Below are 26,620 nucleotides of genomic sequence, written 5' to 3' on the forward strand. Positions count from 1 at the left end.
TCAGATCACGCTGTCCAGGTCATCGCGCATGGCCGCACCCACGGCGAACACGCGCGCCAGCACGAACAGCATCAGCACCGCCAGCAGACCGGTAATGGACATGCCACCGCCCACTTCCATCCAGGCGAAATCGGGCCCCATCCAGCTGGCGTAGACGCCGATGATGATCGACAGGGTTTCCATGGCCAGCATCAGCCACGCCATGCGGTGCAGGCGCAGCGCGTTGGCGTGGTTGAACGGGCGCTCACGGGCGGCCGAGCGCAGCAGGCGCGCCAGGTGGCGCAGGAACACCAGGCACAGCACCAGCAGGGCGACGATCGTGGCCAGGCCCAGGCAGAAATGCAGGAACAGGTCATTGCCATGCAGGGCGGCAGCCGTGGCGTCGTGCACGGTATCCATCAGCCAGCGGCGGTCGTAGGCCACCAGCGGCACGGCCAGCAGCGCGGCCAGGATGCCCAGCCAGCACATCGCCCGCACCGCCTGCACGGCGGTCTGGGCCAGGGTGAACACACCGCGCGCAGGTCGGGCGCGGGCAGAACGAGCGGTCAAGCAGCCTCCGACATGGGGCAGCGGATCTGCCCGGTGGATTTATCGATAAACGATATACCACATCCGGACCGGAATGGCTGAACCGCGCACCCGAACCGTGAAGGGCTACTTCGACACGGGCTGCGGCGCCGCGTCCTGGCGCATGGCCTCGCCGGGCGTGGCCGAGGCCATGGCCTGCACGCCCGCCTCTGCCGCCTGCCGGGTGACCAGGCGGAAGCGCACGCGCAACGCGCTGTCACCGGGCGTTGCCCAGCCGTACTGGATCGCCACCTGATCGGCCGCCAGCGGGCCGCGGCCGGGCAGCGAGCGCACCTGCAGCGGCTTCGGCGCCGCCTGCATCAGCCGCGCAAAGCCCTTCTGCACGACCGCCGGTTCGGCCTTCTCCGCGTACACCGTGCAGGTGCCATCGTCGGCCCAGCTGACCGCATAGCGACCACTGGCCAGTGGCACCATCCACGCGACGCCCGCCTGCCCCTGCAGCAGCGTGGCAGCCTCGGCCGCAGGAAGAGGGCTCAGCCCGTTGGCGTCCATCAGTGCCTGTAGTCGGGCCGGCGCGCCGATGTGCTGCATGCAGGCCGTATCAAACAGTTCGCTGAAGGGGTCCTGCGCAACCGGCGCCGCCTTCGGCGCGCGCGCCGGCTGCGCGGCGGCCAACGCGGGCAGCAGCAGGCCCACCATCCACCAGGGCACCGGGCGCATCACAACTCCATCATGGGGAAAACTGCGGGGAGGATGGCAAAAGCCAGGGGCGCAGTGCAATGCTGCCCGCGTGTACCGGTGGCGGGCAGCGCCGGCGCTACCGGCAGGCGTTCAGACCACCAGCTCGCCCTGGTCTTCGCCATCCCAGTAGTGGATGCGCTGCGCACGCACGTGGATCAGCACCAGCCCCGGGGTATCCACGCCCTGCTCGAACCAGCGCTCCAGGTCTTTCACCCAGTGGTCGGCCAGCACCGCGCGCTCGCGGATGAGGGAGGCGCGGCCCTTCACGTGCACGAACAACGGCGGCTTTCCCAGCAGTGACTTGCTGCCGGTGAACCCCAGCGCCACCTTCGGGTCCGCCTCGATCTGGCGCACCATGTCCGTGCTGTCCAGCGCGAAGAACCAGCTGTCACCGTCGTAGTCCACGTCGCCGTTGTTGCTCATCGGGCGGCCGTCGATCTCACCGGCTGCGTGGGTCTGCAGCATCGCAAAATCGATGCCGGCCATCTTCTTCGCCAGTTCGGGCAGGGTGAGCGTGGTCATGGTCGGTTCTCCGTGGGCGTGCAGCCAGCCTCCGCCCGCGCAGGTAAGGCGGGCGTGCAGGTCCGTCGTGGCCGATTTCACGCGTGTGCCAGTCCAGGATCAGATCCAGCGCTGGTCCAGCAGCTCGCGCTTCACATAGGCGTAGAACACCGGTGCCGCCACCAGCCCAGCCAGGCCGAAGGCCGCTTCCATCACCAGCATGGCCAGCAGCAGCTCCCACGCGCGTGCCTGGATCTCACCGCCGACGATGCGCGCGTTGAGGAAATACTCCAGCTTGTGGATGACGATCAGGTACAGCAGCGCCGCCACCGCCACGTAGAACGACACCGACAGCGCCACGATGGTGATGACGGTATTGGAGATGATGTTGCCCACCACCGGCAGCAGGCCGGCCAGGAAGGTGATCAGCACCAGCGTCTTGGACAGCGGCAGGTGCACACCGAACAGCGGCAGCACGCCCAGCAGGAACACCGCGGTGAACACCGTGTTGAGCATCGAGATCTTCACCTGGGCGAACACCACCTGGCGGAAGGCTACGGCCAGGCGCGTGGTGCGGCCCACCAGCTCCTGCGCCAGCGGGCCCATCTTCGGCAGCGGCAGCTCGTCGTACAGGGCGATCATCGCGCCCAGCACCATGCCGATCAGCACGCGAACGCCCACCTGCACCACCGACGTACCGGCCACGCCCAGCTGCCGCTGGTGCTCGGCGGCCCATTCGTTCAGCGCCTCGCGCAGCCGCGTCAGGTCTTCGGGGATATAGGGCTGCAGCAGCGCCGGCACCTGGTGGCGCGAGGTGTTGAGGATGTCCATCAGCCGCGCCAGCAGCACGTCCGGGCCGCCGGTCTCGTTGCGGAAGAACGAAGCCACGCCGATGCCGGCCATCACCAGCGCGCCGATGATGACCGCCGACAGCAGGATGACCGCGAATGCACGCGCGCGACCGGGCGGCAGCTTGCCTTCCACGGTGTTGGCCAGCACATGGGTCAGCTGGAACACCAGCAGGCCCGACAGCAGGGTGACTACCAAACCCAGCTTCAGCGCCAGCCACATGCCCAGCAGCATCAGCAGCCAGGCAGCGATGCGCGCGGCAGGTGGCCTGGGCGGGGCAAGGATCACGTCGGTCATGGCAGGACATCCACTGGGGTGGCCCATGGTAGTGGATTGCCATGGCGGTTCCGGGGCAGTGCGCGGCGTTCCGTTCAGCCCTCTGGCGGCCGCGCCCACGCCGGCGCACACTGGCGCCCCGCCTGCCCGCATGGATGCCCGATGCCCCGCCTGCTGCCCGCCGCCCTGCTGATGATGCTATGCCCACTGCCGACGCTGGCCGCAGGCGGCGATTCCGACACGACGCCGCTGCCGCCGCAGGTCAAGGCCGATGCCGAGGCCATCGCCGCCTCGCTGCTGGAGGTGCAGCGCACCGATGTCGAACTGTCCTGCCCCAAGGCCGTCGAGAACGCGCGCTACGGGCTGGAAACCATGCTGGAAGTCGGCGCGAAGAACGTGGCCGGCGGCTACATGGATGCCGCGAAGTTCGAGGCCATGGCCACGCCGATGCGTGACCTGCTGCCGCAGATCACCGATGCCGACTGCGAAGGTGCGACCGACGCCAAGCGCGACTTCTACCAGTGCATGTCCAGCGACTACAACCACGTGCTGGCCTGCGCCAAGGCCCACCTGAAGTAACCCCGCGCCCTGCCAGGCGCCTGCTGCTCAGCCGGCGGCAGGCGCGGCCGTCGAGCCCCGAACCATCAAGCTGAAATCCAGCGTCTGCTGCAACGGTACATCGACGCGTTCGATGATGGCCAGCAGCAGGTTGACCGCACGCGCACCGATATCCCGCATCGGCTGGCGGATGGTAGTCAGCGGCGGTGTCAGGAAGCGGGACGAAGCCAGATCGTCGAAGCCGACGATGGACAGCTGGTCCGGCACGCAGATGCCCAGGTCGCGGCAGGCGGCCAGCGCGCCCAGCGCCATCTGGTCGCTGAAGCAGAACACCGCGGTCGGCGCGAGTGGAAGCGCGAGCAGCGCCTTTGCCGCTGCATGGCCGGACTCCAGCGAGAAATCACCCGGTACGACGCTCAGGCCACGCAAGCGGCCGCGCGCCTTGGCGGCCGCGCGCACCCCTTCCAGCCGCTGCTGATGCAACGGGTTGTCGGGCGGCCCGCCGACCACGGCGATGCGCTCATGGCCCAGCGCATACAGGTGCCCCATCACCGCGCGCGCTGCGGCGGCGTTATCGATGTGCACGCTGGGAATGCCCAGCGCGGGATCGAACTCACAGCCGTTGACCACCGGCGCGGCCGCGCCCAGCGCCTGCACGATCCCGCGCGCGGTCGGCGGCAGCCGGTGCCCGAGCACGATCAGGCCATCGGCCTCGTTGCGCCGGAGCATCTGCGCGTAGCGTTCCTCGCGGTCGGGCTGGTGCTGGGTATCGCCCAGCAGCACCGCGTAGCCGACTGCCTGCGCCGCCTCTTCTGCGCCCTGCAGGATCTGCGCGAAGAACGGGTTGGCGATGTCCGGCACGGTCACCAGGATCTTGCCGCTGCGCTGGGTCTTCAGCGTACGGGCCACCGTATTGGGCACATAGCCCAGCGTGGCGGCCGCCTGTTCGATGCGCGCGCGGGTGGCCGGCAGCACTTTTTCCGGGCGCGACAACGCCCGCGACACCGTCCCTGGGGAGACGCCTACGTGCTTTGCGATGTCGTAGATGGTTGCCATGGTCCTACCTCCTGTTGCCGCTGTGCACTGCACAACGGACCTGCGGATAGCCCATGCTAGGGTAATGCAATCGATTGCATCGAGGGCGAATCAACGTGAGGACGCTCAAGGGTCCGGCGCTTTTCCTGGCGCAGTTCATCGGCGACAAGGCTCCTTTTGATCGGCTGGACACGCTGGCCGGATGGGCCGCGGGGCTGGGCTATTCTGGCGTACAAGTGCCCACCACGGCGCCTCACCTGTTCGACCTGGCCGAGGCGGCCCGCAGCCAGACGTACTGCGACGACGTGGCCGGGATGCTGGCCGGGCACGGCGTGCAGATCACCGAACTGTCGACCCACCTGCAGGGACAGCTGGTTGCCGTGCACCCCGCCTATGACAGCCTGTTTGACGGTTTCGCCCCGGCAGGCAAGCGCGGCGATCCTGCCGCCCGCCAGGCCTGGGCCGTGGATCAGCTGATGCTGGCCGCCAAGGCCAGCCAGCGCCTGGGGCTGACTGCACACGCCACCTTCTCCGGCGCGCTGGCCTGGCCCTACCTGTACCCCTGGCCGCAGCGCCCGCCGGGCCTGGTGGACGAAGCCTTCGCCGAACTGGGCCGCCGCTGGCGCCCGATCCTCGATGCGTTCGACGATTGCGGCGTCGACCTGTGCTTCGAGATCCACCCCGGCGAAGACCTGCACGACGGCGCGACCTTCGAGCGCTTCCTCGAGGTGGTCGACCACCATCCACGCGCGAAGATCCTGTACGACCCCAGCCACCTGCTGCTGCAGCAGATGGACTACCTCGGCTTCATCGACCGCTACCACGCGCGCATCGGCATCTTCCACGTGAAGGACGCCGAATACCACGCCAGTGCCCGCAGCGGTGTGTATGGCGGCTACCAGGATTGGATCGATCGCCCGGGCCGTTTCCGTTCGCTCGGCGATGGCCAGGTCGACTTCAAGGGCATCTTCTCGAAGTTCGCGCAGTACGACTTCCCCGGCTGGGCGGTACTGGAATGGGAGTGCTGCCTGAAGCACCCCGAGGACGGCGCACGGGAGGGCGCCGCCTTCATCCGCGACCACATCATCCGGGTCACCGAGCGCGCCTTCGACGACTTCGCCGACAGCGGCACCGACGCCGCATCACTGCACCGCATGCTGGGACTCTGAGCTGACACCGCCCCGGGAGGGCAAGCCATGACGCACGCCATGTCGCGCTTGGGCGCGATGATGTTTCTGCAGTTCTTCATCTGGGGGGCGTGGTTCGTCACCCTCGGCACCTACCTGGTGCAGGGCCCGCTGCAGGCCAGCGCCAGCCAGGTGGCCACGGCCTTCCTCAGCCAGTCCATCGGCGCGATCGTCGCGCCGTTCCTGGTCGGCCTGATTGCCGACCGCTACTTCGCCGCGCAGCGCATCCTGGCGGTGCTGCATCTGGCCGGCGCGGTGCTGATGTGGCTGGCCTCCACGGCCACCAGCTTCAGCATGTTCTCCGCCTGCGTGATGGGCTACATGCTGCTGTTCATGCCGACGCTGGCGCTGGCCAACAGCGTGGCGATGCGGCACATGCAATCGCCCGAGAAACAGTTCCCACTGGTGCGGGTGGCCGGCAGCATCGGCTGGATCATCGCCGGCGTGCTGATCGGCTGGTTGGGCTGGGAACAGACCCACCGCCTCGAACTCACCTTCCGGATGGCCGCCGTGGCCTCGCTGCTGCTGGGCCTGTACGCGTTCACCCTGCCGCACACACCGCCACTGGCGAAACAGCGCGATGCTGGGCTCGGGCAGATCCTCGGCCTGGATTCGCTGCGCCTGCTGAAGTCGCGCGCCTACCTGGTGTTCTTCCTGGCCTCCATCGCCATCTGCATCCCGCTGTCGTTCTACTACAACTTCACCAACCCGTATCTCAACGACCTGGGCGTGCGCGGCGCGGCCGGCCTGCAGTCGCTGGGCCAGGTGTCCGAAGTGCTGCTGATGCTGGCCATGCCGTTCCTGTTCGTGCGGCTGGGGGTGAAGACCATGCTGGCGGTGGGCATGGCCGCCTGGGTGCTGCGCTATGCGCTGTTCGCCTTCGGCGATGCCGGCGGCGGCTTCTCGCTGCTGGTGATCGGCATCGTGCTGCACGGCATCTGCTACGACTTCTTCTTCGTCACCGGGCAGATCTACACCGATGCACACGCAGGGCCCGACGCACGCAGCAGCGCGCAGGGCTTCATCACCCTGGCCACCTACGGCGTGGGCATGCTGATCGGCACGTTCCTGTCGGGCGCGGTGGTGGAGCACTACACCACGGCTGCGGGCCCGGACTGGCAGCAGATCTGGCTGTTCCCGGCCGGCGTTGCGCTGGTCGTGCTGATCGCCTTCCTGCTGCTGTTCCGCGACCGCCCCACCGCTGCGGCCGCAGCCACTACCCGCTGAGAACAACGCTGATGCCAAAGCCTGGAATCGCCATTGTCGGCACGGGGATGATCGCCGCGGTGCACCGCCGCGCCGCCCTGCTCGCCGGTGCCGAAGTACGTGGCGTGGCCGCGTCTTCACTGCAGCGTGCGCAGGAAGTAGCACAGGCGTGGAACGTGCCGCGCGCTTACCGCGATATCGATGAAGTCGTCGCCGACCCGCAGGTGCAGGTGGTGCATGTGTGCACGCCCAACCACCTGCACCGGCCGATGGCGCAGGCCGCGCTGGAAGCCGGCAAGCACGTGATCTGCGAGAAACCGCTGGCCACGACCCTGGGCGATGCGCAGGCGCTGGCGTCGCTCGCCGCATCCAGCGGCCTCGTCGCCACGGTACCCTTCGTCTACCGCTACCACCCGGTGGTCCGTGAGGCCCGCGCACGCATCGCGGCCGGCGACCTTGGGCCCCTGCACCTCATCCACGGCAGCTACCTGCAGGATTGGCTGCTGGACCCGGCCAGCAACAACTGGCGCGTCGACCCGGTACTGGGCGGCACCTCGCGCGTGTTCGCCGACATCGGCTCGCACTGGTGCGACCTGGTGGAATGGGTCAGCGGCGAGCGCTTCGCCGAGGTCAGCGCAGCCTTCGCCACGGTGATCGCCGAGCGCAGCGCAGAGGGCGCGCAGAGTTTCAGCACACCCGCCGCGGGCGGCGCAACGCAGGCAGTGTCCAGCGAGGACGTGGCCATGGCGATGTTCCGCACCGGCGCCGGCACACTGGCATCGCTGACCGCCAGCCAGGTCTCGGCGGGGCGGCACAACCGCCTCTGGTTCGAGATCGACGGTGCGAAGGCCAGCGTGGCCTTCAACCAGGAAGATCCCGAGCGGCTGTGGATCGGCCGGCCCGACCAGCGCGAAGAATCCTTCGTGCGCGGCCCCGGCGTCGGCAGTGCCGAACAGCGTCGTCTGTCGACATTGCCGCCAGGCCATGCGCAGGGCTACGCACAGTGCTTCGAGGCCTTCGTCGCCGACACCTATCGCGCCATCGACGGCGAGACGCCGCAGGGCCTGCCTACCTTCGAAGACGGCCTGCGCTCGGCGCGGATCGTCGACCGCGTCATCGCATCGGCCAGGTCGCGCGCCTGGGCCACCCTCGAATGAATCCCCGGAGGATGTACGGATGAAGGCTCCAACACGCAGGATCGCCACCGCCGCACTGCTGCTGCTCGCCACCCTGCCCGTCTTCGCTGCGGAAACCGGCGGCGCTGCAAAGCCCATCGCGGTGCAGATGTACACGCTGCGCAACGCCGGCACGCTCGAGCAGCAGCTGAAGATCGTCCACGACGCAGGCGTGCATGCGGTGGAAACGGTCGGCACGCAGAACGCCAGCGCGGCCGAGCTCAAGCAGCTGCTCGACAAGTACGGCATCAAGGCGATTTCCTCGCACACCGCGCTGGCCGACCTGCGCAATGACCTGGACAAGGTGGTGGCTTTCAACCGTGCCATCGGCAACACCACGCTGGTGGTGCCCTACCTGGATAGCAAGGACCGGCCGAGCGATGCCGCTGGCTGGGTGGCACTGGGCAAGGAACTGGGCGGCATTTCCGAGCGGGTGCGCGCCAAGGGCATGCGTCTGGCCTACCACAACCATGACTTCGAGCTGGTCGACTTCGATGGCCGCACCGGCCTGGAGCTGCTGTTCGAAGCCGCCGGCCCGAACCTGCAGACGGAGCTGGATCTGGCCTGGGTGGCCCGCTCCGGCCACGACCCGGTGGTGATGCTGGGCAAGTTCCGCGGCCGCCTGTTCGCGGTGCATGCCAAGGACAACGCGCCCAAGGGCCAGGCCGAAGACGAAGGTGGCTTCGCCGCCGTCGGCCAGGGCGTGCTCGACTGGAACGCGATCCTGCCGGCTGCCGCCAGTGCCGGCGTGACGTGGTACATCGTCGAGCATGACCAGCCGCGTGACCCGGCCAAGGTCATCCAGACCGGCGCCGACTACCTGCGTGAACACCTGTCCGTCAGCCTGCCCGCCCGCGCTTCGCGCTAGCCCGCCAAGGAGCTTCGTTTGAAAACTGTCCTGACCCTGGCCCTGACCCTGTGCGCGACAGCCCATGCGCTGCCGGCGTGGTCCAAGGAAGATCCTGCTGCCGGTGCCAAGCTGTACGCGGCGAACTGCGTCGCCTGCCACGGCGCTGATCGTGCCGGCATGCCCGGCGCATTCCCCGCGCTCACCGACATCGGCAAGCGCCTGCCGCCGGCACAGATCAAGGAAAAGATCAGCAAGGGCGGCGGGCTGATGCCGCCCTTCTCCCAGCTGTCCGCGCAGGAGATCGATGACCTCGCCAGCTACCTGGCGAAGTAGGCGCGGGCGTTACAGCTCGCGCACCCAGATGTTGCGGTAGCTGACCTTGGAGGCGTGCTCCTGCAGGTACAGCGGCGCGCAGCCATGTGGCGAATACGACGGCGCGCCGATGTACTCGGTCCTGCCCGCCAGCACGGTGTCGTTCTGCACCAGCACGCCGTTGTGCAGCACGGTGATGCGCGCCGGCGAGGTCAGCCCGCCACCGGCGGAGAACCGCGGCGCCTTCCAGATGATGTCGTAGGCCTGCCACTGGCCGGGCGCACGCGAGGCATTCACCAGCGGCATGGCCTGCTTGTAGATCGAACCGGCCTGGCCGTTGGCGTAGGTCGGGTTGCCGTGGCTGTCGAGCACCTGCAGCTCATACAGCTCCTGCAGGAAAATGCCGCTGTTGCCGCGGTTCTGGCCGTCGAAGCCCTTGGTATCGCTCGGCGTGCGCCACTCGACGTGCAGCTGCATGTCGCAGAAACGCTTTCGGGTGCGGATGCCTTTGCTGCCCGGCACCACGGTCATCGCGCCGTCGGCCACCGTCCACGGCACCCGCCCGCCCTGCTCCGCCTCCCAGGCGGACGCGTCCTTGCCGTCAAACAGCACGATGGCGTCCGACGGCGCAGCGCCGGCCGGCGTGGCGACCTCGGCCACCGGCGCCCATACCTCGGTCTTCGCCGGATCACGCTCCGCACCGGCCTGCGCGAACGCCGGCGCTGCCGCCAGCACGCCCGCAGCCATCAAGAAAGGTCTGATCATCCTGTCATGCTCCATCAGCTGGTGGCCCAGGCCGGCGTACCTGGCGCGTAGGCCATGTCGCCATCGTAGCGTCCGGGCACGGCGACGTACGTCAGCACTTCGGTCGCGCCCTGTTTCGAGGTGAAGAAGCCGAAGATGGCCAACTGCTTGATCATGGTGAACGGATGCGGCATCGCCTTCGCGGATTCCCCGGTGCCGGTCTCGCTCACCTCCACCACACGCTTGCGGGCCTCGGCATCCAGCGTGCGCAGCAGCGTGCTGCGCGCATCGGGCGCAAGGGCTACGAAGCTTCCGCCGGCGCGTTTGTCGATGTCGGCCAGGCCGGCGCGGAACGTCGCCTGCTGCCGCGCGGTGTAGCAGTCGGTCACGAACCTCGCCATGAAGGCGCCGGTGGCCGCGTCCTTGGCGCCGGGTGAGCGGGTGCGCGGCAGGATGGTCTCGGCGATTTCATCCAGCGTGGCGATCTCGGCCTCGGAGAAGCCAGCGCCTGGCGGCGCAGCCGGCAGCTTGGCACTGGCCAGCGCCGGCAGGCCGATCATCGCCGCACCGGTGGCAGCGAAGATCATCTTCAACAGTTCACGACGATCCATCACAGGTTCCCCGCTTTCAGTTCTCGTACGGCATGGTCGGCGGCACGTGCGGTCAGCGCCATGTAGGTCAGCGACGGATTCACGCAGGCACTGGAGGTCATGCACGCGCCGTCGGTGACATAGACGTTGGGCGCATCCCAGACCTGGTTGTTGGCATTGAGGACCGAGGTCTTGCGATCACGGCCCATGCGCGCGGTGCCCATCTCGTGGATGCCCTTGCCCGGCGCATAGTCGTTGTCGTGCATCTCCACGTCCTTGACGCCGGCCGCTTCCAGCATCTCCGCCGCATCGGCCGCCATGTCCTTGCGCATCGCCTTCTCGTTCTCGCGCATGGCAACGTCCATGGCCAGCACCGGCAGCCCCCACTTGTCCTTGCGTTCGTGGTCCAGGCGGATGGTGTTGTCGTGGTGCGGCAGCATCTCGCCGAAGCCGGTCATGCCGATGCGCCAGTCACCCGGCAGGCTCAGCGCCTGCTTCAGGTCGGCACCGATGTCCAGCTCGGCGATCTCGCGCGACCAGCCATTGCGACTGGCGCCACCCTGGTAGCCGAACCCGCGCAGATAGCCGCGCTTGTCCGCCGCCACGTTGCGGAAGCGCGGTATGTAGAAGCCGCAGGGGCGGCGACCGAAGTAGTACTTGTCGTCGTAGCCTTCCACGCGCCCCGATGCGCCCGCGCCGAAGTGATGGTCCATCACGTTGTGCCCCAGCTCGCCGGACGACGAGCCCAGTCCACCCTCCCAGACATCAGTGGCCGAGTTCATCAGCAGCCAGGTCGAATTGAACGACGATGCGTTGAGGAAGATGACCTTGGCCGTGTACTCGTAGGTCTGGCCGGTCTCGGCGTCGATCACCTCCACGCCGCGCGCGCGCTTGCGGTCCTTGTCGTAGAGCACTTCCTTGACGATCGAGAACGGCCTCAGCGTCAGGTTGCCGGTCTTCATCGCCGCCGGCAGCGTCGCCGCCTGGGTCGAGAAGTAGGCGCCAAAGGGGCAGCCGAGAATGCATTTGTTGCGGTACTGGCAGTTCACCCGGCCCTGCTCGGGCATCGGCTGGGTGATGTTGGCGGTGCGCGAATGGATCATGTGGCGCGTGCCGCCGAAGGCTTTCTGGATCCGCGCGGCCACGTCCTTCTCGACGATGTTCAGCGGGATCGGCGGCAGGAACTCGCCATCGGGCAGCACGTCCAGCCCCTCGCGCGTTCCGGCGATGCCGGCGAACTTCTCCACGTGGTCGTACCACGGCGCGATGTCGGCGTAACGGATCGGCCAGTCGGTGGCGATGCCTTCCTTGAGGTTCGCTTCGAAATCCAGATCGGAGAAGCGGTAGCTCTGCCGCCCCCACATCAGCGAACGGCCACCGACGTGGTAGCCGCGGAACCAGTCGAAGCGCTTCGTTTCGATGTAGGGCGAGTCCTGTTCGTCGGCCCACATGCCCTCCAGGTTCTCGGCCAGGGCGTAGTCGCGCATCAGCACCGGGAACGCAGCCTTCATCGCCTGGGTTGGCCGGTTGCGGTGCGGGAAGTCCCACGGCTCCTTCATCGCATTGACGTAGTCTTTCACGTGCTCGATGTTGCGCCCGCGTTCCAGCATCAGGACCTTCAGACCTTTTTCGGTCAGTTCCTTCGCCGCCCAACCGCCACTGATTCCCGAGCCAACAACGATGGCGTCGTAATGATTATCTGCCATGGGTCTATCACCTGGGTGGATATCGTTTCAGACGTCGCAGAGACGGATCGCCTCGCGCAATGAGCCGACGGGATCGGGCGCTGCAGGCGTGAACTCCTGCGCCAGATACCCCTCGAAACCGGTGTCGCGGATCGCGCGACAGATGGCCGGATAGTTCAGTTCCTGCTGGGCACCGATCTCGTGCCGGCCAGGCACGCCCGCGGTGTGGTAGTGCTTGAAGCAGGCATGGTCCCGACCGATGGTGGCGATGATGTCGCCCTCCATGATCTGCATGTGGTAGATGTCGTAGAGCAGGCCGAAATTGTCCGAGCCGAGCCGCTGGCACAGCGCCACGCCCCAGGCCGAGTGGTCGCACAGATAGTCGGGATGGTCGACGCGGGAGTTCAGCAGCTCCATCACCAGTACGACGCCGCGCTTTTCGGCATGGCCGAGGATGCGCTTGAGGCCGGCTTCGGCGTTGGCCATGCCCTGCTGGGGGTCCATGCCGTTGCGGTTGCCGGAGAAGCAGATGAGGTTGCGATAGCCGGCATCGGCGACCCGGTCGATGTGCTGGGTGTAGCGCGCCACCAGCTCATCGTGGAACTCGCGGCCGGCGAAACCCTTGGTCAGGCCCAGCTCGGCGCCGTTGCACATCGAGCTGTATACGCCATGGGCCTTCAGGGTGGGCCAGTCTTCCGGGCCGACCAGGTCGATGGCGGCAAAGCCGAGGCCCTTCACGGTCTGGCAGAGCTGGGCGACTGACAACTGCGGGAAGGTCCAGCGGGCGACGGAATGCTTCAGCCGGCCCTTCAGGGGTGAGTCCGACGCACGCGCCGGGATCACGCCTGCCATACCGAGGCCAACGCCCCCAGCCAGCGCAAACCGCAATGCCTCCCGTCGGCTGAAACCCGGTGCCGGTACCGGTCCGCTTGAATGAATGGCCATCCACTTCCCGGCCTCCCAACCGGTAGCAAACGCAAACGATTCACCGCAATGCAATCGATTGCACCATACGGGAGGAAGTATTTTTTTTGCAAGACGCGGTGCACGAAAGCGCATGCTGCGGGGCAGCACATCGGCGACCCATGCGCAAAAAAAAAGAGCCCCACGAATGGGGCTCCCTTCTCGATTCACGTCTGTGCCTGTCGCCAGGCGCGCATCAGAACGGAATATCGTCGTCAGCGAAGTCGTCCATCGGCGGTGCCTGCTGCGGCTGCGGGCGCTGGTTGCCGCCTTGGTTGCCATAGCTGCCACCCTGGTTGCCGCCCTGGTTGCCGTAGCCGCCGCCCTGGTTGCCACCGCCCTGGTTGCCGTAACCACCGCCCTGGCCGCCACGCTGGCCGCCGCCACCGCCGCCGTACTCCTGGCGCGGGGCCTGCTGGCGCTGCGGACGGTCGCCGCCGTAGTTGCCACCACCGCCGCCGCCGTCACCGCGGCCGCCCAGCATCTGCATTTCATCGGCGATGATGTCGGTGGAGTACTTTTCCACGCCATCCTGACCGGTGTACTTGTCATAGCGCAGGCTGCCTTCGACGTAGACCGAGCTGCCCTTGCGCAGGTATTCGCCAGCGATCTCGCCCAGCTTGCCGAAGAACACCACGCGGTGCCATTCGGTGCGCTCCTGCTGGTTGCCGTCCTTGTCCTTGCGGACGCTGGTGGTGGCCAGGCTGATGCGGGTGATCGCCATGCCGCCCTGGGTGTACTTCACGTCCGGGTCGTTGCCGAGGTTGCCGACCAGGATGACTTTGTTGATGCCGCGCGCCATAGGTACCTTCGTCCGTTGTCCAAGGGCAGGCCGCCAGTGATAGCACGCCGTGACCGGGCATGCCGTGGCCGGGGCCACCCTTGGTGAAATTTGGGGGATGCAAGAACGGTACATCTTAACATCGCCACCGGCCAGCGCCCGCCCTGCGACAACGGGCGCGGCCCAGCGGAAACGGCGAAAGTCGTTGCAGGGCAATGGCTTGCGGCGAGTGAGCGGGCGATCTGCGGGCCACCGTGACGTGCCCACCGCGCAATCGGGCCGGTTCGATGCAGACAGCGATGCGGCACGCGACCTGCGCCACGCTCAAGGCAGATGCGGCACGGTCAGGACCGGGCCAACGCCTGTCTCGGCCGGGGCCCACGCATGGCATCATGCGTCCTGCACCGCCCGTTCTTCCCCACTCGGACCATGACGATCAAAGGCAAAGCCACTTCCCTGGACATCGCCCACCTGGCCGGGGTGTCCCAGCCCACGGTGTCGCGTGCCCTGCGCGGCAGCCCGATGGTCAATGCCGAGACCCGCGAGCGCATCCTGCGCATCGCTCGCGAGCTGAACTACAAGGTCGACAAGAACGCCTCCAGCCTGCGCCTGCGCAATGCCGGCACCCTGGCCCTGCTGTTCTTCGAGGACCCGACCAACGACGACTCGCTGATCAACCCGTTCTTCCATTCCATGCTGGGCTCGATCACCCGCGCCTGCGCGCTGCACGGGCAGGACCTGCTGGTCTCGTTCCAGCAGCTGTCCACCGACTGGCAGGCCGACTACGAGGACAGCAACAAGGCCGACGGCATCATCCTGCTGGGCTACGGCGATTACCACCAGTCGCGCGACCGCCTGCAGCGGCTGGTCGAACAGGGCACGCACTTCGTGCGCTGGGGCGCGGCCCTGCCCGGCCAGCCCGGCGTCTCGATCGGAAGCGACAACTTCCAGGGCGGGCATGACATCACCGCCCATCTGCTGGACCAGGGCTGCCGCCGCATCGCCTTCCTCGGCCACGCGTCCAGCCATTACCCCGAATTCGAAGAGCGTTATCGCGGCCACGTGGCGGCACTGCAGGCACGTGGCCTGACTGCCCAGCCCGGTCTGCAGCACGATGCGATCACCACCGAAGCGTCCGGCTACGAGGCCTGCCTGCAGCTGCTGGGCAGCGGCGGCGCGATCGATGCCATCTGCGCGGCCAGCGACCTGATCGCCATTGGCGCGCTGCGTGCCCTGCGCGAACGCGGCCTGCGCGTGCCGCAGGATGTGGCGGTCACCGGCTTCGACGATATTCCCCTGGCGGCCTCGGTGTCGCCGCCGCTGACCACCGTGCAGCAGGACACCAAGCAGGCCGGCCAGCTGCTGGTGGAGAAACTGCTGGCACTCATCAACGGCCAACCGGTCGATGGCCTGAGCATTCCAGTGAAGCTGGTCGCCCGCGAGTCGTCACTGCACCGGTAACCCGTAGAGTCGAGCCTGCTCGACTCTACGAGACCCAAGGCAAACAAGTGGCGCAGGCTTGAAGCGCCCCGGCTGGCAGTAACCATGACCAACGGGGGATTCCCCCGGCACCCATTCAGCGCGATAAACAGCGTTCATACACAAGGAATGGGTGTACGTCGCATGCTGAAGATCGATTCGCTGTCCAAGACGTACGCCAACGGCGTGCACGCGCTCAACGCGGTGTCCCTGGACATCCCGCGCGGCATGTTTGGCCTGCTCGGCCCCAACGGCGCCGGCAAATCCTCGCTGATGCGTACCCTGTCCACGCTGCAGGAAGCCGACAGCGGATCGGCCACGCTCAGCATTCCTGGCGAGTCGCCCATTGATGTGCTGCGCGACAAGGACGCCGTACGCCGCCGCCTGGGCTACCTGCCGCAGGATTTCGGGGTCTACCCCAAGGTCAGTGCGCTCGATCTGCTGGAGCACTTCGCCGTGCTGAAGGGCCTGACCCAGCGCGCGCAGCGCCGCGAGGTGGTGGACGGTCTCCTGCAGCAGGTGAACCTGTGGGACGCACGCAAGCGCAAGCTGGGCACCTATTCCGGCGGCATGCGCCAGCGCTTCGGCATCGCCCAGGCCCTGCTCGGCGATCCGCGCCTGGTCATCGTCGATGAGCCCACCGCGGGCCTCGACCCGGAGGAACGCAACCGCTTCCTCAACCTGCTGGCCGCCATCGGCGAGAACGTCGCGGTGCTCCTGTCCACCCACATCGTGGAGGACGTGACCGACCTGTGCCCGAGCATGGCCATCATGAACAAGGGCCAGGTGCTGCTGACGGGCCGGCCGACCGATGCCATCCAAGCGCTGGCAAACCAGGTCTGGCGCAAGCAGGTGGACCCGTCCGAGCTGGCCGACCACGAGGCCCGCTACGTGGTGCTGTCCACGCGCCTGGTCGGTGGCCGCCCGGTCATCCATATCCACAGTGCCAGCGATCCCGGCGATGGCTTCCGTGCCGTGGCTCCGGATCTCGAGGACGTCTACTTCCAGCGCCTGCGCCTGCAGGCGCGTGCCCGCGCGGCAGCCTGAGCGGAGCACGCCATGATCCTCAATTTCTTCCGGTTCGAGCTGCGCGAGCAGCTGCGTTCTCCGCTGCTGTGGCTGCTGGCCGGGCTGTTCGCCCTGCTCGCCTTCGCCGCCGCCTCCAGCGATGCAGTACAGATTGGTGGTGGCAGCGGCAACGTGCACAGCAATGCGCCGACAGTGATCGCGCAGATGCTGGGCATCTTCACCCTGCTCGGAATGCTGGTCAACGCGCTGTTCGTCAGCAACGCGTTGCTGCGTGACTTCGAGCTGGGCACCGCCGAACTGATCTTCGCCAGCCCGGTGAAACGTCGCGACTACCTGGCCGGGCGCATCGCCGCAGCGCTGGCAGCGGGCCTGCTGGTCTACGTCGTGATCGCGTTCGGCCTGTGGCTGGCTCCGTTCATGCCGTGGGTCGATCCCGAACGCATGGGCCCTGTCAGCTGGCGTGGCTTCGCGTGGACCTTCGCGATCTTCGTCATTCCCAACCTGCTGTTCACCACCGCACTGCTGTCGCTGCTGGCGGCAGTGACCCGCTCGATTCTCTGGGTGTACATCGGCCTGGTCGCCTACCTGGTGCTGTACGGTGCCAGCGCGGCACTGCTGCGTGACATCGACAACACCTGGATTGCCGTGCTGAGCGAGCCGTTGGGGATGCGTGCGCTGGGCCGTACCATCCGCTACTGGTCCACGGCCGAACGCAACAGCGGCATTCCCGAACTGGCCGGTTATCTGCTGGCCAACCGCGCCCTGTGGCTGGGCGTGGCAGCAGCGCTGTTCGCCGCCACCTTCGCGTTGTTCCGCACCGAGCGCAGTGGCAGCGGACGCCGTCGCTGGGGCCGCACGCATGCGTCGCCGGCTGCCGATGCTGCTGCCGCCCGCCCCACCCGCGCAGCACTACCGCGCGTGGTACCTGCGTTCAGCGCTGGAACGGCATGGCAGCAGTTCCTGCGCCAGGTCCGCTTCGACACACGCGGCGTGCTGCGCAGCGTGCCGTTCATCGTGTTGCTGGTGCTGGGCCTGGCCAACTTCCTGCCCAGCGCACTGTTCCGGCAGACGCTGTACGGCACCTCCATCTGGCCGGTCACCTCGCAGATGATCGTGGCCCTGCAGGGGGCCTTCAGCTGGCTGCTGGTGATCATCGTGCTGTTCTTTGCCGGCGAGCTGGTCTGGAAGGAACGCAGCGCCCGCATCAATGAAGTGACCGATGCCTTGCCCGTGCCGAACTGGGTACCGCTGCTGGCCAAGTTCACGGCGCTGCTGGCGGTGATCGCCTGCTTCCAGGCGGCCGGCGCGCTCGCCGCGATGGGCGTGCAGCTGGCCAAGGGCTACACCCACCTGGAGCCACTGCTGTACCTGCGCAGCCTGGCGCTGGATTCAGTGGCCTACATCCTGATGGGGGGCCTGGCGCTGGTGCTGCAGGTCCTTACCAACAACAAGTTCGTCGGCTATGCACTGCTGATCGTGGTGATGATCGGCCAGGGCGTGCTGGGCATGCTCGACTACACGCAGAACCTCTACAACTTCGGCAGCTGGCCGAATGCCCCCTATTCGGACATGAACGGCTACGGCCACTTCCTGACCGGACAGCTGGCGTTCCAGAGCTACTGGGTGCTGTTCCTGCTCGCGTCGATGTGCCTGGCCTCGGCGTTCTGGGTACGCGGCGTCAGCCAAGGCCTGCGCCAGCGCCTGGCCCTGGCAGGCCGCCGCCTGCGGGGCCCAACCGGCGCCTTCGCGGCCGTGGCTGCACTGGCGTTCGTCGCGGTGGGCGGCTGGCTGTACTGGAACACCAACGTCCGTAACGAGTTCCTGTCACCGGACCAGCAGCTGGATCTGCAGGCTCGTTACGAACGCGAGCTGTCGAAGTACCGCAGCCTGCCGCAGCCGCGCATCGTGGCCGTGGACAACCGCGTGGACCTGTTCCCGGAATCGCAGTCCATGGTGATCGACGCGAACTGGACGGTGCGCAACACCCACGCCGTGCCGATCCAGGAAGTGCATGTCTCGATGGGGGATGACAAGCAGCTGCTTGCGGTCGACCTGGGTGGGCAGACGCTGTCGATGCGTGACGCCGATCTCGGCTACCGCATCTACCGCCTGCAGACGCCGCTGCAACCGGGTGAAAGCCGCAGCGTGCATTTCCGGGTGGTGCAGAAGCCCAACGGCATCACCGCCGGCCAGGCACCGAGCAACATCGTGGACAACGGCACCTTCATCAACAGCCGCGCACTGCCTTCCTTTGGCTACAACGAACGCGTCGAGATCAGCGACCGCAACGAACGGCGCAAGCGTGGCCTGGGCGAACCGACCCGCATGCCGAAACTGGAGGACGAAGCGGCGCGGGCCAACACCTACGTCTCCGACGATGCCGACTGGCTGGACTTCCGCACCACGGTCTGCACCGCACCGGACCAGGTCGCACTGGCGCCGGGCTACCTGCAGCATGAAACCACGGTCAATGGCCGTCGCTGCTTCAGCTATGCCATGGACCGGCCGATGCTGAACTTCTATGCCTACCTGTCGGCACGCTGGGAGATACGCAAGGCGACGTACAAGGACATCCCGATCGAGGTCTACTTCGACCCGGCGCACGGCTACAACGTGGACCGGATGATCGAAGCGGTGCAGAAATCGCTGGCCTACTACGAAGCGAACTTCACGCCCTACCAGCATCGCCAGGTACGCATCATCGAGTTCCCCGGCTATGCCCGCTTCGCGCAGTCCTTCGCCAACACCATCCCCTACTCCGAAGCCATCGGCTTCATCGCTGACCTGCGCGATCCGGACAAGGTGGACTACGTGTTCTACGTGACCGCCCATGAGGTCGCCCACCAGTGGTGGGCGCACCAGGTGATCGGTGCCAACGTACAGGGCGCAACGGTGCTGTCCGAGTCGCTGTCGCAGTACTCGGCGCTGATGGTGATGGAGCAGGAGTACGGTCGCCAGCACATGCGCCAGTTCCTAAAGCGTGAACTGGATGGCTACCTTTCGGGGCGCGGCGGCGAGGCCATCGAGGAACTGCCGCTGGAACGCGTGGAGAACCAGCAGTACATCCACTACGAAAAGGGTTCGCTGGTGTTCTACCGGCTGCGGGAGGAAATCGGCGAACAGGCGCTGAACCGCGCATTGAAACGTTTCCTGCAGGACAAGGGCTACCAGCCGCCGCCTTACACCACCTCACGCGAACTGCTCGAGTACATCCGCGCCGAAACGCCGGCCGATCGCCAGCAGCTGGTCACCGATCTGTTCGAGAAGATCAGCTTCTACGACAATCGCCTGATCTCCGCCAGCGCCCGCAAACGCGACGATGGCCGCTACGACGTGACGCTGGTCCTGCACGCCGCCAAGCAGTACGCCGACGGCAAGGGCGAAGAGAGCGACGGCAGCATGGATGACTGGATCGAGATCGGCGTCTTCGCTAACGGGCCGTCGGGCAAGGAGCGCGACCAGAAGGTGCTGTACCTGCAACGCCACCATGTCACCACCGCCCAACCCACCATCACGGTGACGGTGGACAGCAAGCCGGACGAAGCCGGATTCGATCCGTACAACAAGCTGATCGACCGCGTCAGCAGTGACAACCGGAAGAAGGTGTCCATGTGATGCCGGCGGAGGTGTCGGCGTGGCGCCGACACCTCCCCTCCCGTCCTTCCACGTCTGCAGAGTCGAGCTTGCTCGACTGCCGTTTACAGGAAAAGTCGAGCAAGCTCGACTCTACAGATGCGTCAGCCCTGCGCGAAATCCTTCAGGATCTCGCCCACGCCGCTGGCGGAAATCTCGAAGCCCAACGTCGTGCCGGGGTTGACCACTACACCGTAGCCGCCGGGCACGCGGCGCAGCACGTCCAGCATCAGCCAGCGGATCTGGTGTGGGGCCTGCTGGCTGTGGATGCCCACCCGCGCCGGATCGGTGAACACCGCCACGTGCAGGGTGCCCTGCTTGTCGAACAGCAACGGGTCGAAACCGCTGCCGTCGGGGGTGACCAGACTGCCGGTCACCAGCACCACCTCGGAGGCCACGAACGCTTCCATGAAGGCGCGGATCGGCACGGCTCCATCCATGGCGGCCTTCAGCAGGGTTTCGATCGGGGTCTGCGGGGCGAGGTCGGTCATGGCGGTACGGCTGGTTTCGGGGGATGCGTATTGTAGAGGCGAGCTTGCTCGACTGCTTGCACGGGGCTCCCGCCGGGCATGGCCCGGCGCTACCGGAATTCAGCCAGGCATGGCCTGGCTCTACTGGGGCTGGGCGTTCAGCGCGGCGGACGACCGCCAGAAACCGTGCACCAGCGCAGCCAGCAGCATGCCCACAGCCCACGCCAGCAGCACGCTGGCGCCTGCGTACAGCGCGTCCATCACCTTCAGGGCGACCACCAGCGCGAGCAGGGCCGACACCAGCAGGGTCGCCACATCGGTGCCACGCACCCGGGTCAGGCGCAGCCCCAGCAGCGTGAGCGGCAGCGCCACCATGCTGGCGCCCAGGCCGAATACCACCAGTGCATCCCACAGATGGACGTTGAACGTGCGCGGCATGGCAATGGCGGCAGTGCGCGCCAGCCACGGGAAGGTCACTACCGCGATCAGGGCACCGGTGACCACACCACTGCCCATCGAAACCAGCAGACGTCGCATCATTCAACCCATCCTTGTCGTAGTGCCGGCCGCTGGCCGGCACCTGAATATGCCATCCATGCGGGGCTGCCGGCCAGCGGCCGGCACTACCGCCCCAGCCGCTGGTCGCGCGCCTGCTGGTCGGCCACGGCCTTGTCCAGCTCGGCCTGCAGCGCCGGCTGCTGCACCGGTGCATCCAGCACGAAGACCTTCACGCCATGCGCCGGCACCTCGACCTTCAGCGAGCGCTTCACCTTCAGCTCGCCGCCGCCCAGCGCGTCGCGCCAGGTGCCGGGCTGCAGATAGCGATCGACCTCGAAACCACGGGCGGCTTCGCCCTTGTTCAGCAGCACCAGCGCGGTCTGTGCCACGCCCCCATGCTGCAGCACGCGGAAGAACACCGCTTCATCGCCCTGCAGGCGTTCGTTCACCTGCAGGCCGCGCTGCAGCGCGGGGGTCGCCTCGCGCAGCTTGGCGATGCGCTGCAGCGGCGCGAAGATCGGGCTCCGCGGTGCGTCGTCCACGCGCTGCTGGCCGAAGTAGGCGCGGTTGCCGGCATGTTCGGCGCGACCACGCATGAAGCCGGTCTCCGAACCGTAATAGACCACCGGGATGCCGCGTGCGGTGAACAGCCAGTTGTGCGCATCAATGAAGCCGTTGTCGCTGGCCTGCAGGCGCGGCATGTCATGGTTGTCGTAGAAGCTCATCAGCTCGTACGGGTTGGCGTACGGGCCACCGGTCAGGTGCAGCGGTTCGGCCAGCGTTTCAAAGCCCTTGCCGGTGGTGCCGAAGGTCTGTTCCAGCGCGCCACGCAGCGGGAAATCCAGCACGCTGACGTTGGCATTGGCCGGCCAGGTATGTTCGGCGATGCTGGCGGCGTTGTAGTCGAATGCTTCGCCAAACATGAACATGCCCGGATGCGCGGCACGGATGCGGTTGACGAACTCGTGCCACCACGGGTGCGGCAGCCAGCCGATGGTGTCGATGCGCAGCGCGTCCACGCCCTGCGCCGTCCACTGCAGGTAGGCGCCGACCAGGTAGTCCATCACCGCCGGATTGTCCTGGTTGAAATCGGACAGCTCGGCCAGGTTGCCGTCGAAGATCGAACCGTCCTTGCTGTCGACCGGGCCGATGTTGTTGTAAAACGCGTGCAGCGGGTTGTGCTTTGGGTCCAGCTTCTGCGGCGGCAGGTTCTGGTGGTCGGCAATCAGCGTGCCGTCCTTGTCGAAGATCTGGCCGAACTGCGGCTGCCGCTTCGGCATGGTCCATGCCGGCGAACCATGGTTGCCGACGATGTCCAGCACCACCTTCAGGCCAGCATCTTGCAGGCCCTTGTTGAGGCCGGCGAAATCCAGATCCTTGCTCGGCAGGTGCTCGTCGAGCTTGTAGAAGTTGATGCCCCAGTAGCCGTGGTAGCCGGTCTTGCCGCGGTCGGTCAGCGTGCTGGTGCAGCTGATCGGCTTGCTGCCGGTGAAGGCTTCATCGGGGTTGTCGACGATGGGCGTGATCCACACCGCGCCGAAGCCCAGGTTGCGGATGTACTGCGCGTTGTCCAGCACGCCGCGGAAGTCGCCCCCTAGGTAACCGATGTTGCCGTCCACCTTGTCCGGGCACGGCACCGGGATGTCGAACGTGCGGTGCTTGCCGCCCTGGTCACGGTGGTCGTTGGACGGATCGCCGTTGACGAAGCGGTCGGTGACCACGAAGTACACCGCATCGCTGGCGAACGGTTCGGTAGTGCCGACGTAGTCCGGGCGCGGCCCGGCCACGGCCTGGCCGGCGAACAGGGCAAGGGAAACAGCAACAGCCAGCACACCACGCATTACACCACCTCCGGACGGGACGGAACCCGCAGCACGCACAGGCCCGCGACGAGCAGGCTGCAGCCGCCCAGCATCAGCACGTGGATCGGCTGGTCACCCAGCCACGCACGCAGGGCAAAACCGAGCGCACTGGCCGCGACCAGCTGCGGGATCACGATGAAGAAATTGAAGATGCCCATGTACACACCCATCTTCGCCGCCGGCACGCTGTCCGACAGCAGGGCATATGGCAGGGACAGGATCGAGGCCCAGGCGAAGCCGACGCCGACCATCGACAGCAGCAGCCAGCGCGGATCGTCGATGAACATCATCGAGATCAGCCCTGCCCCGCCCAGCCACAGGTTGACCAGGTGGCTCCAGCGCAGGCCGAGTGCTCGCACCATCGGCGGGATCAGCAGCGCGGCCAGCGCGGCAAACCCGTTGTAGGCACCGAACAGCACGCCCACCCAGTTGGCACCTTCGTTATAGGCGGCCGACTGCGGATCGGTGGAACCAAAGTGGGTACCGGCCACCGCCGCGGTGGTGAAGATCCACATGGCAAACAACGCGAACCACGAGAAGAACTGCACCCACGCCAGGCGCCGCATGGTCACCGGCATCGCGCGTAGATCGCCGACGATGGCGGCCAGCATGTGCGTGCCGGGCAGCGCACGGGCCAGTGCCAGCAGCAGGCCGTAGCCCGCGCACAGGCCTGCCAGCACGTACAGCATCTTGTCGCCCTGCCGCCAGCCGATCAGCGCCGCCAGCAGCACGCCCACGCCCAGCCACAGCGTCACCTGGCCCCAGGACGCCGGCCCGGTGATGGTGGCGCCGGCATGGTGCGCCGGCGGTTCGGCATCGTCGAAGGAGGCCAGTTCAGTAGGCGAATACTCGCGCGTGCTGAAGACCGTCCAGCTGATCGCCGCCAGCAGCACCACCGCACCAAAGTAGAACGCGTAGCGCACCGAATCGGGCACTTCACCCGGCGCCGCCGTGTTGCTGACCCCGACGTGGGTGAGAATGAAGGGCAGGAAGCTGGCGACGATGGCGCCGACGCCGATGAAGAAGCTCTGCATCGCATAGCCAGTGGGCCGCTGGCGGGGCGCCAGCTGGTCACCGACGAAGGCGCGGAACGGTTCCATGGACACATTGATGGAGGCATCGAGCACCCACAGCGTGCCGGCGGCGATCCACAGCGTGGGCGAGTTCGGCATCACCAGCAGGGCCAGCGTGGTCAGCACCGCGCCGATCATGAAGAACGGGCGGCGTCGGCCCCAGCGCGTCCACGTGCGGTCGGACAGGTAGCCCACCACCGGCTGCACCAGCAAACCAGTCAGCGGCGCGGCGATCCACAGCCCCGGCACCGCGTCCTGCGATGCGCCCAGCGTTTCGAAGATGCGGCTGGCGTTGGCGTTCTGCAGGGCGAACCCGAACTGGATGCCGAGGAAGCCGAAGCACATGTTCCAGATCTGCCAGAACGACAGCTGCGGTTTGGCAGGACGGCTCATCGTGCGCCCTCGACGGCCGCGACCGGTGCCACCTTCAGCGCCTGCACCTGGGCCTGGTTGAGCACGCCCTCGCGCCCGCCCTTGCCACCGGTGTAGTGCGCGAAGTGCTGCAGTGCACTCATGTTGAAGCCCTCTTCCAGCTTCACGCTGCAGCGCCCCTTGGGCACGCTGAAGGTTGCGGCGGTGGATTCCTGCGCGGCCACGCTGTGCGGCAGCGTCACCGTCAAGCGCTGCACGGGCTGGCTGCCGCACTGCACCGCCAGCTGCTTCACCGCGGCGGTCACCCCGGTGTTGATCGGGCCGTTGGGGTTGCGGTACTGCAGGCGCAGGCGCACCGGCCCGGCCTTGGCGGCGGTGAACTGCCACTGGCGTGCACCGCGCAGCACCTGCTGCGGGCCCACGCACAGCATCGGGCTGTGCAGCGATTCCAGCGTGCCCTCGCGACGGGTCAGACTCAGGCAATGCTGCAGGCCGTCCTCGCCGATGCGTGCCACGCCCTTGGCTGGCTGCACGGCCTTGCCGTCCTGCCACAGCACCTGGTCGGCGGCCACGGCCACGGTCCAGCCCTTGCCACTGCGCTTGGCCTGCGGCGTAGCCGGCGTGGCCGGTGCACGCGCATTGGCATCAGCGCCGGCCATTGCAGCGCGCGGCGCGGCAGCGGCCGGCACCAGCTGCACCGTGGTGGTGGTGCCGCGCGTCTTGACCTTGCCGGCCACCAGCAGGCCCTCGCCCAGCTGCTTCGGCCGCTCCAGCACGTAACGCTTGCCGTTGGCGTCCAGGCTGATGCGCCGCTGCTTTCCGAACAGGTCCGGTACCAGGCTGGCCGGCAGCTTGGGCTGCACGCTGCCATCATCCTGCACACCGAACACGCCTTCGCTGACCATGGCCAGGTAACCGGCCACGGACCACAGCTGGCGCTCGGAATTGACCACCGGCCCACTCAGCGCGCCTTCGTCCACGTGCACGGCCTGGCTGACCAGTTCGTAGTTTTCCATGTTGGAACCGGCCAGCGCCGCGCCCTGCATCAGCGAACGGATCTCGGCGGCGATGCGCGGCGCATCGTCCAGCTTGCGCGCGGCGCGCAGCGAATAGGCGCTGACGAACGGCCAGATGGCGCGGTTGTGGTAGATCGGCTGCTGCGCTTCCTGCGGCCACACTACCGGGCTGCCGGCCGGCCCCATCGGGTACGCGGCCAGCGCACGCTGCGCGCGTTCGGCGGGCAGCACGTCGGCCAGGATGCCCAGCGACAGGCCCAGCAGGTCCACCTTGGCGTAGGGCACCGGGTGCGCCGCTTCGCCGATGTAGCTCATGTACTGGCCCATGTCCTGCCGCCAGAAACGTGCATCGATCTGCAGCGCCAGCGCATCGGCCCAGGCCTTGTACTGCTCGGCGCGCTCGTCACCCAGCTGCGCGGCCATCTGCTGGCCCAGGCGCAGAGCCTGGTAATGCAGCACGTTGGTGGACAGCGCATAGGAATCGCCGATGAAGCGCACATTCTCGCGCGTCCAGTCCGGGTAGGTCTGCTCGCGCCAGTCCAGGAACGAGGTCTCGCCGCGGTACAGGCCCATCTGCGGGTCGAACACCATTGCCCGGTCCTGCGCCAACGTGCCCTGCAGCGCCTGCCAGACCTGGTCGGCGAAGGCCGCATCATCCAGCAGATGGCGCGCGGCCAGGAACCACACCACGCGGTCGCTGCTGATCGGCCAGCTGCCGCCCGAGCCGGTGTCCTGGGCCACGAACAGGCCGGGGGTATGGCCATCGCGCGCGGCCGACAGCTTGAACTGCAGCGACTGCCGGGTGCGCTGCGGGTCCAGCTTCGCCAGCGCCAGATCTGCGGCAAAGCTGAGATCACGGGTCCACACATAGGGCCAGCGCGCGCCGGTCTGGAAGCACTCGCACGGCACCGGGCGGCCTTCGTCGAAGGACGGATCGCGGATCGCATCCACGCGGTCCTGGTCCATTTCCTGCTGGGCCATGGCGAACAGCGCATCGAACATCACGCTGCCGGTCTGGCTGCGCATGGGCGCGGCGGCAATGCGCACCTCGCCCGTGGGCGCGTGCAGCACGAAGCTGCCCTTGGCAGCGGCTTCGGCGCGCGCATGGCGGCCGTTGAATTCCAGGTCGGCCGCGTGCGCGGTCGTTCCCAGCGCTGCCCCCAGGGCAGCCGTCAGGCAAATCATCTTCAGCATCGAAGCGGCAGAC

At 67.2% G+C, this 26,620-nt stretch carries 24 protein-coding genes; 9 read left to right on the forward strand and 15 right to left on the reverse strand.

Features of this window, described 5'->3' with window-relative positions:
* The 4 genes from RTY46_RS01180 to RTY46_RS01195 all read right to left on the reverse strand — a co-directional run bounded on the left by RTY46_RS01180 (position 1) and on the right by RTY46_RS01195 (position 2,916).
* Complete coding sequence (locus tag RTY46_RS01180) at positions 1-468, reverse strand: DUF2975 domain-containing protein (protein WP_312706343.1); 468 nt, start codon at positions 466-468, stop codon at positions 1-3.
* Between the two features lie 186 nt (positions 469-654).
* A complete protein-coding gene (locus RTY46_RS01185; protein WP_312706268.1) occupies positions 655-1,248 on the reverse strand; it encodes a hypothetical protein in 594 nt (197 codons plus the stop codon).
* Positions 1,249-1,359: 111 nt separating this feature from the next.
* The gene (locus tag RTY46_RS01190; RefSeq protein ID WP_312706269.1) at positions 1,360-1,791 is read right to left on the reverse strand and encodes a pyridoxamine 5'-phosphate oxidase family protein; all 432 of its coding nucleotides are present in this window, start codon (positions 1,789-1,791) and stop codon (positions 1,360-1,362) included.
* A gap of 99 nt (positions 1,792-1,890) precedes the next feature.
* Entirely contained in the window at positions 1,891-2,916 is a 1,026-nt protein-coding gene (locus RTY46_RS01195; protein WP_312706270.1) for an AI-2E family transporter, read from the reverse strand.
* A 141-nt stretch (positions 2,917-3,057) separates the two neighbouring features.
* Here RTY46_RS01195 and RTY46_RS01200 point away from each other — a divergent pair, with 141 nt between their 5' ends.
* Positions 3,058-3,474: a hypothetical protein gene (locus RTY46_RS01200; RefSeq protein WP_312706271.1), complete on the forward strand. Its 417-nt coding sequence runs from the start codon at positions 3,058-3,060 to the stop codon at positions 3,472-3,474.
* Between the two features lie 27 nt (positions 3,475-3,501).
* Here the strand turns inward: RTY46_RS01200 and RTY46_RS01205 are convergent, their stop codons facing one another.
* A complete protein-coding gene (locus tag RTY46_RS01205) occupies positions 3,502-4,509 on the reverse strand; it encodes a LacI family DNA-binding transcriptional regulator (protein ID WP_312706272.1) in 1,008 nt (335 codons plus the stop codon).
* Positions 4,510-4,604: 95 nt separating this feature from the next.
* Between RTY46_RS01205 and RTY46_RS01210 the strand changes: the two genes are divergently transcribed.
* The 5 genes from RTY46_RS01210 to RTY46_RS01230 are packed head-to-tail and all read left to right on the forward strand — an operon-like array spanning position 4,605 to position 9,239.
* Positions 4,605-5,657 (forward strand): sugar phosphate isomerase/epimerase family protein, encoded by a 1,053-nt coding sequence (locus tag RTY46_RS01210; RefSeq protein WP_312706273.1) that lies wholly within the window; start codon positions 4,605-4,607, stop codon positions 5,655-5,657.
* Positions 5,658-5,684: 27 nt separating this feature from the next.
* Positions 5,685-6,902, forward strand: coding sequence for a nucleoside permease (locus tag RTY46_RS01215; RefSeq protein ID WP_312706274.1), 1,218 nt, complete (start codon positions 5,685-5,687; stop codon positions 6,900-6,902).
* Between the two features lie 11 nt (positions 6,903-6,913).
* The gene (locus RTY46_RS01220) at positions 6,914-8,038 is read left to right on the forward strand and encodes a Gfo/Idh/MocA family oxidoreductase (RefSeq protein ID WP_312706275.1); all 1,125 of its coding nucleotides are present in this window, start codon (positions 6,914-6,916) and stop codon (positions 8,036-8,038) included.
* Positions 8,039-8,057: 19 nt separating this feature from the next.
* Positions 8,058-8,924: a sugar phosphate isomerase/epimerase gene (locus tag RTY46_RS01225; RefSeq protein ID WP_312706276.1), complete on the forward strand. Its 867-nt coding sequence runs from the start codon at positions 8,058-8,060 to the stop codon at positions 8,922-8,924.
* An 18-nt stretch (positions 8,925-8,942) separates the two neighbouring features.
* The gene (locus RTY46_RS01230; protein WP_312706277.1) at positions 8,943-9,239 is read left to right on the forward strand and encodes a cytochrome c; all 297 of its coding nucleotides are present in this window, start codon (positions 8,943-8,945) and stop codon (positions 9,237-9,239) included.
* A gap of 9 nt (positions 9,240-9,248) precedes the next feature.
* Here the strand turns inward: RTY46_RS01230 and RTY46_RS01235 are convergent, their stop codons facing one another.
* The 5 genes from RTY46_RS01235 to ssb all read right to left on the reverse strand — a co-directional run bounded on the left by RTY46_RS01235 (position 9,249) and on the right by ssb (position 14,002).
* The gene (locus RTY46_RS01235) at positions 9,249-9,998 is read right to left on the reverse strand and encodes a DUF1080 domain-containing protein (protein WP_312706278.1); all 750 of its coding nucleotides are present in this window, start codon (positions 9,996-9,998) and stop codon (positions 9,249-9,251) included.
* Positions 9,998-10,573: a gluconate 2-dehydrogenase subunit 3 family protein gene (locus RTY46_RS01240; protein ID WP_312706279.1), complete on the reverse strand. Its 576-nt coding sequence runs from the start codon at positions 10,571-10,573 to the stop codon at positions 9,998-10,000. The genes RTY46_RS01235 and RTY46_RS01240 overlap by 1 nt, the downstream gene beginning before the upstream one ends.
* A complete protein-coding gene (locus tag RTY46_RS01245; RefSeq protein ID WP_312706280.1) occupies positions 10,573-12,258 on the reverse strand; it encodes a GMC family oxidoreductase in 1,686 nt (561 codons plus the stop codon). Before RTY46_RS01245 ends, RTY46_RS01240 begins: the two co-directional genes overlap by 1 nt.
* 27 nt (positions 12,259-12,285) lie before the next feature.
* Entirely contained in the window at positions 12,286-13,182 is an 897-nt protein-coding gene (locus RTY46_RS01250; RefSeq protein ID WP_312706281.1) for a TIM barrel protein, read from the reverse strand.
* A 214-nt stretch (positions 13,183-13,396) separates the two neighbouring features.
* Entirely contained in the window at positions 13,397-14,002 is a 606-nt protein-coding gene (ssb, locus tag RTY46_RS01255) for a single-stranded DNA-binding protein (protein WP_312706282.1), read from the reverse strand.
* 408 nt (positions 14,003-14,410) lie between these two features.
* Here ssb and RTY46_RS01260 point away from each other — a divergent pair, with 408 nt between their 5' ends.
* The 3 genes from RTY46_RS01260 to RTY46_RS01270 all read left to right on the forward strand — a co-directional run bounded on the left by RTY46_RS01260 (position 14,411) and on the right by RTY46_RS01270 (position 20,104).
* On the forward strand, positions 14,411-15,442 hold the full coding sequence (locus RTY46_RS01260; protein ID WP_312706283.1) for a LacI family DNA-binding transcriptional regulator: 1,032 nt from the start codon (positions 14,411-14,413) through the stop codon (positions 15,440-15,442).
* A 162-nt stretch (positions 15,443-15,604) separates the two neighbouring features.
* Positions 15,605-16,507, forward strand: a complete 903-nt coding sequence (locus RTY46_RS01265; RefSeq protein WP_312706284.1) for an ABC transporter ATP-binding protein — start codon at positions 15,605-15,607, stop codon at positions 16,505-16,507.
* A 12-nt stretch (positions 16,508-16,519) separates the two neighbouring features.
* Positions 16,520-20,104 (forward strand): ABC transporter permease subunit, encoded by a 3,585-nt coding sequence (locus tag RTY46_RS01270; RefSeq protein ID WP_312706285.1) that lies wholly within the window; start codon positions 16,520-16,522, stop codon positions 20,102-20,104.
* 122 nt (positions 20,105-20,226) lie between these two features.
* Here the strand turns inward: RTY46_RS01270 and RTY46_RS01275 are convergent, their stop codons facing one another.
* The 5 genes from RTY46_RS01275 to RTY46_RS01295 all read right to left on the reverse strand — a co-directional run bounded on the left by RTY46_RS01275 (position 20,227) and on the right by RTY46_RS01295 (position 26,607).
* Positions 20,227-20,613, reverse strand: a complete 387-nt coding sequence (locus tag RTY46_RS01275) for an SseB family protein (RefSeq protein ID WP_312706286.1) — start codon at positions 20,611-20,613, stop codon at positions 20,227-20,229.
* Between the two features lie 120 nt (positions 20,614-20,733).
* The gene (locus RTY46_RS01280; protein WP_312706287.1) at positions 20,734-21,132 is read right to left on the reverse strand and encodes a hypothetical protein; all 399 of its coding nucleotides are present in this window, start codon (positions 21,130-21,132) and stop codon (positions 20,734-20,736) included.
* Between the two features lie 83 nt (positions 21,133-21,215).
* The gene (locus RTY46_RS01285; RefSeq protein ID WP_312706288.1) at positions 21,216-22,931 is read right to left on the reverse strand and encodes an alpha-amylase family glycosyl hydrolase; all 1,716 of its coding nucleotides are present in this window, start codon (positions 22,929-22,931) and stop codon (positions 21,216-21,218) included.
* Positions 22,931-24,418, reverse strand: coding sequence for an MFS transporter (locus RTY46_RS01290; protein ID WP_312706289.1), 1,488 nt, complete (start codon positions 24,416-24,418; stop codon positions 22,931-22,933). Before RTY46_RS01290 ends, RTY46_RS01285 begins: the two co-directional genes overlap by 1 nt.
* Complete coding sequence (locus tag RTY46_RS01295) at positions 24,415-26,607, reverse strand: Six-hairpin glycosidase-like protein (protein WP_312706290.1); 2,193 nt, start codon at positions 26,605-26,607, stop codon at positions 24,415-24,417. The genes RTY46_RS01290 and RTY46_RS01295 overlap by 4 nt, the downstream gene beginning before the upstream one ends.
* Positions 26,608-26,620: the final 13 nt, after the last annotated feature.

It is taken from the genome of Stenotrophomonas sp. (assembly GCF_032056425.1).
GTDB lineage: Bacteria > Pseudomonadota > Gammaproteobacteria > Xanthomonadales > Xanthomonadaceae > Stenotrophomonas.

What these genes read in the sequence shown, in the direction of transcription:
- RTY46_RS01275 (WP_312706286.1), bottom strand. Translation starts at nt 20,613, where the DNA reads ATGACCGACCTCGCCCCGCAGACCCCGATCGAAACCCTGCTGAAGGCC.
- RTY46_RS01205 (WP_312706272.1), bottom strand. Translation starts at nt 4,509, where the DNA reads ATGGCAACCATCTACGACATCGCAAAGCACGTAGGCGTCTCCCCAGGG.
- RTY46_RS01190 (WP_312706269.1), bottom strand. Translation starts at nt 1,791, where the DNA reads ATGACCACGCTCACCCTGCCCGAACTGGCGAAGAAGATGGCCGGCATC.
- ssb (WP_312706282.1), bottom strand. Translation starts at nt 14,002, where the DNA reads ATGGCGCGCGGCATCAACAAAGTCATCCTGGTCGGCAACCTCGGCAAC.
- RTY46_RS01235 (WP_312706278.1), bottom strand. Translation starts at nt 9,998, where the DNA reads ATGGAGCATGACAGGATGATCAGACCTTTCTTGATGGCTGCGGGCGTG.
- RTY46_RS01250 (WP_312706281.1), bottom strand. Translation starts at nt 13,182, where the DNA reads ATGGCCATTCATTCAAGCGGACCGGTACCGGCACCGGGTTTCAGCCGA.
- RTY46_RS01195 (WP_312706270.1), bottom strand. Translation starts at nt 2,916, where the DNA reads ATGACCGACGTGATCCTTGCCCCGCCCAGGCCACCTGCCGCGCGCATC.
- RTY46_RS01280 (WP_312706287.1), bottom strand. Translation starts at nt 21,132, where the DNA reads ATGATGCGACGTCTGCTGGTTTCGATGGGCAGTGGTGTGGTCACCGGT.
- RTY46_RS01295 (WP_312706290.1), bottom strand. Translation starts at nt 26,607, where the DNA reads ATGCTGAAGATGATTTGCCTGACGGCTGCCCTGGGGGCAGCGCTGGGA.
- RTY46_RS01265 (WP_312706284.1), top strand. Translation starts at nt 15,605, where the DNA reads ATGCTGAAGATCGATTCGCTGTCCAAGACGTACGCCAACGGCGTGCAC.
- RTY46_RS01260 (WP_312706283.1), top strand. Translation starts at nt 14,411, where the DNA reads ATGACGATCAAAGGCAAAGCCACTTCCCTGGACATCGCCCACCTGGCC.
- RTY46_RS01290 (WP_312706289.1), bottom strand. Translation starts at nt 24,418, where the DNA reads ATGAGCCGTCCTGCCAAACCGCAGCTGTCGTTCTGGCAGATCTGGAAC.
- RTY46_RS01220 (WP_312706275.1), top strand. Translation starts at nt 6,914, where the DNA reads ATGCCAAAGCCTGGAATCGCCATTGTCGGCACGGGGATGATCGCCGCG.
- RTY46_RS01215 (WP_312706274.1), top strand. Translation starts at nt 5,685, where the DNA reads ATGACGCACGCCATGTCGCGCTTGGGCGCGATGATGTTTCTGCAGTTC.
- RTY46_RS01240 (WP_312706279.1), bottom strand. Translation starts at nt 10,573, where the DNA reads ATGGATCGTCGTGAACTGTTGAAGATGATCTTCGCTGCCACCGGTGCG.
- RTY46_RS01245 (WP_312706280.1), bottom strand. Translation starts at nt 12,258, where the DNA reads ATGGCAGATAATCATTACGACGCCATCGTTGTTGGCTCGGGAATCAGT.
- RTY46_RS01185 (WP_312706268.1), bottom strand. Translation starts at nt 1,248, where the DNA reads ATGCGCCCGGTGCCCTGGTGGATGGTGGGCCTGCTGCTGCCCGCGTTG.
- RTY46_RS01285 (WP_312706288.1), bottom strand. Translation starts at nt 22,931, where the DNA reads ATGCGTGGTGTGCTGGCTGTTGCTGTTTCCCTTGCCCTGTTCGCCGGC.
- RTY46_RS01180 (WP_312706343.1), bottom strand. Translation starts at nt 468, where the DNA reads ATGTGCTGGCTGGGCATCCTGGCCGCGCTGCTGGCCGTGCCGCTGGTG.
- RTY46_RS01270 (WP_312706285.1), top strand. Translation starts at nt 16,520, where the DNA reads ATGATCCTCAATTTCTTCCGGTTCGAGCTGCGCGAGCAGCTGCGTTCT.
- RTY46_RS01200 (WP_312706271.1), top strand. Translation starts at nt 3,058, where the DNA reads ATGCCCCGCCTGCTGCCCGCCGCCCTGCTGATGATGCTATGCCCACTG.
- RTY46_RS01225 (WP_312706276.1), top strand. Translation starts at nt 8,058, where the DNA reads ATGAAGGCTCCAACACGCAGGATCGCCACCGCCGCACTGCTGCTGCTC.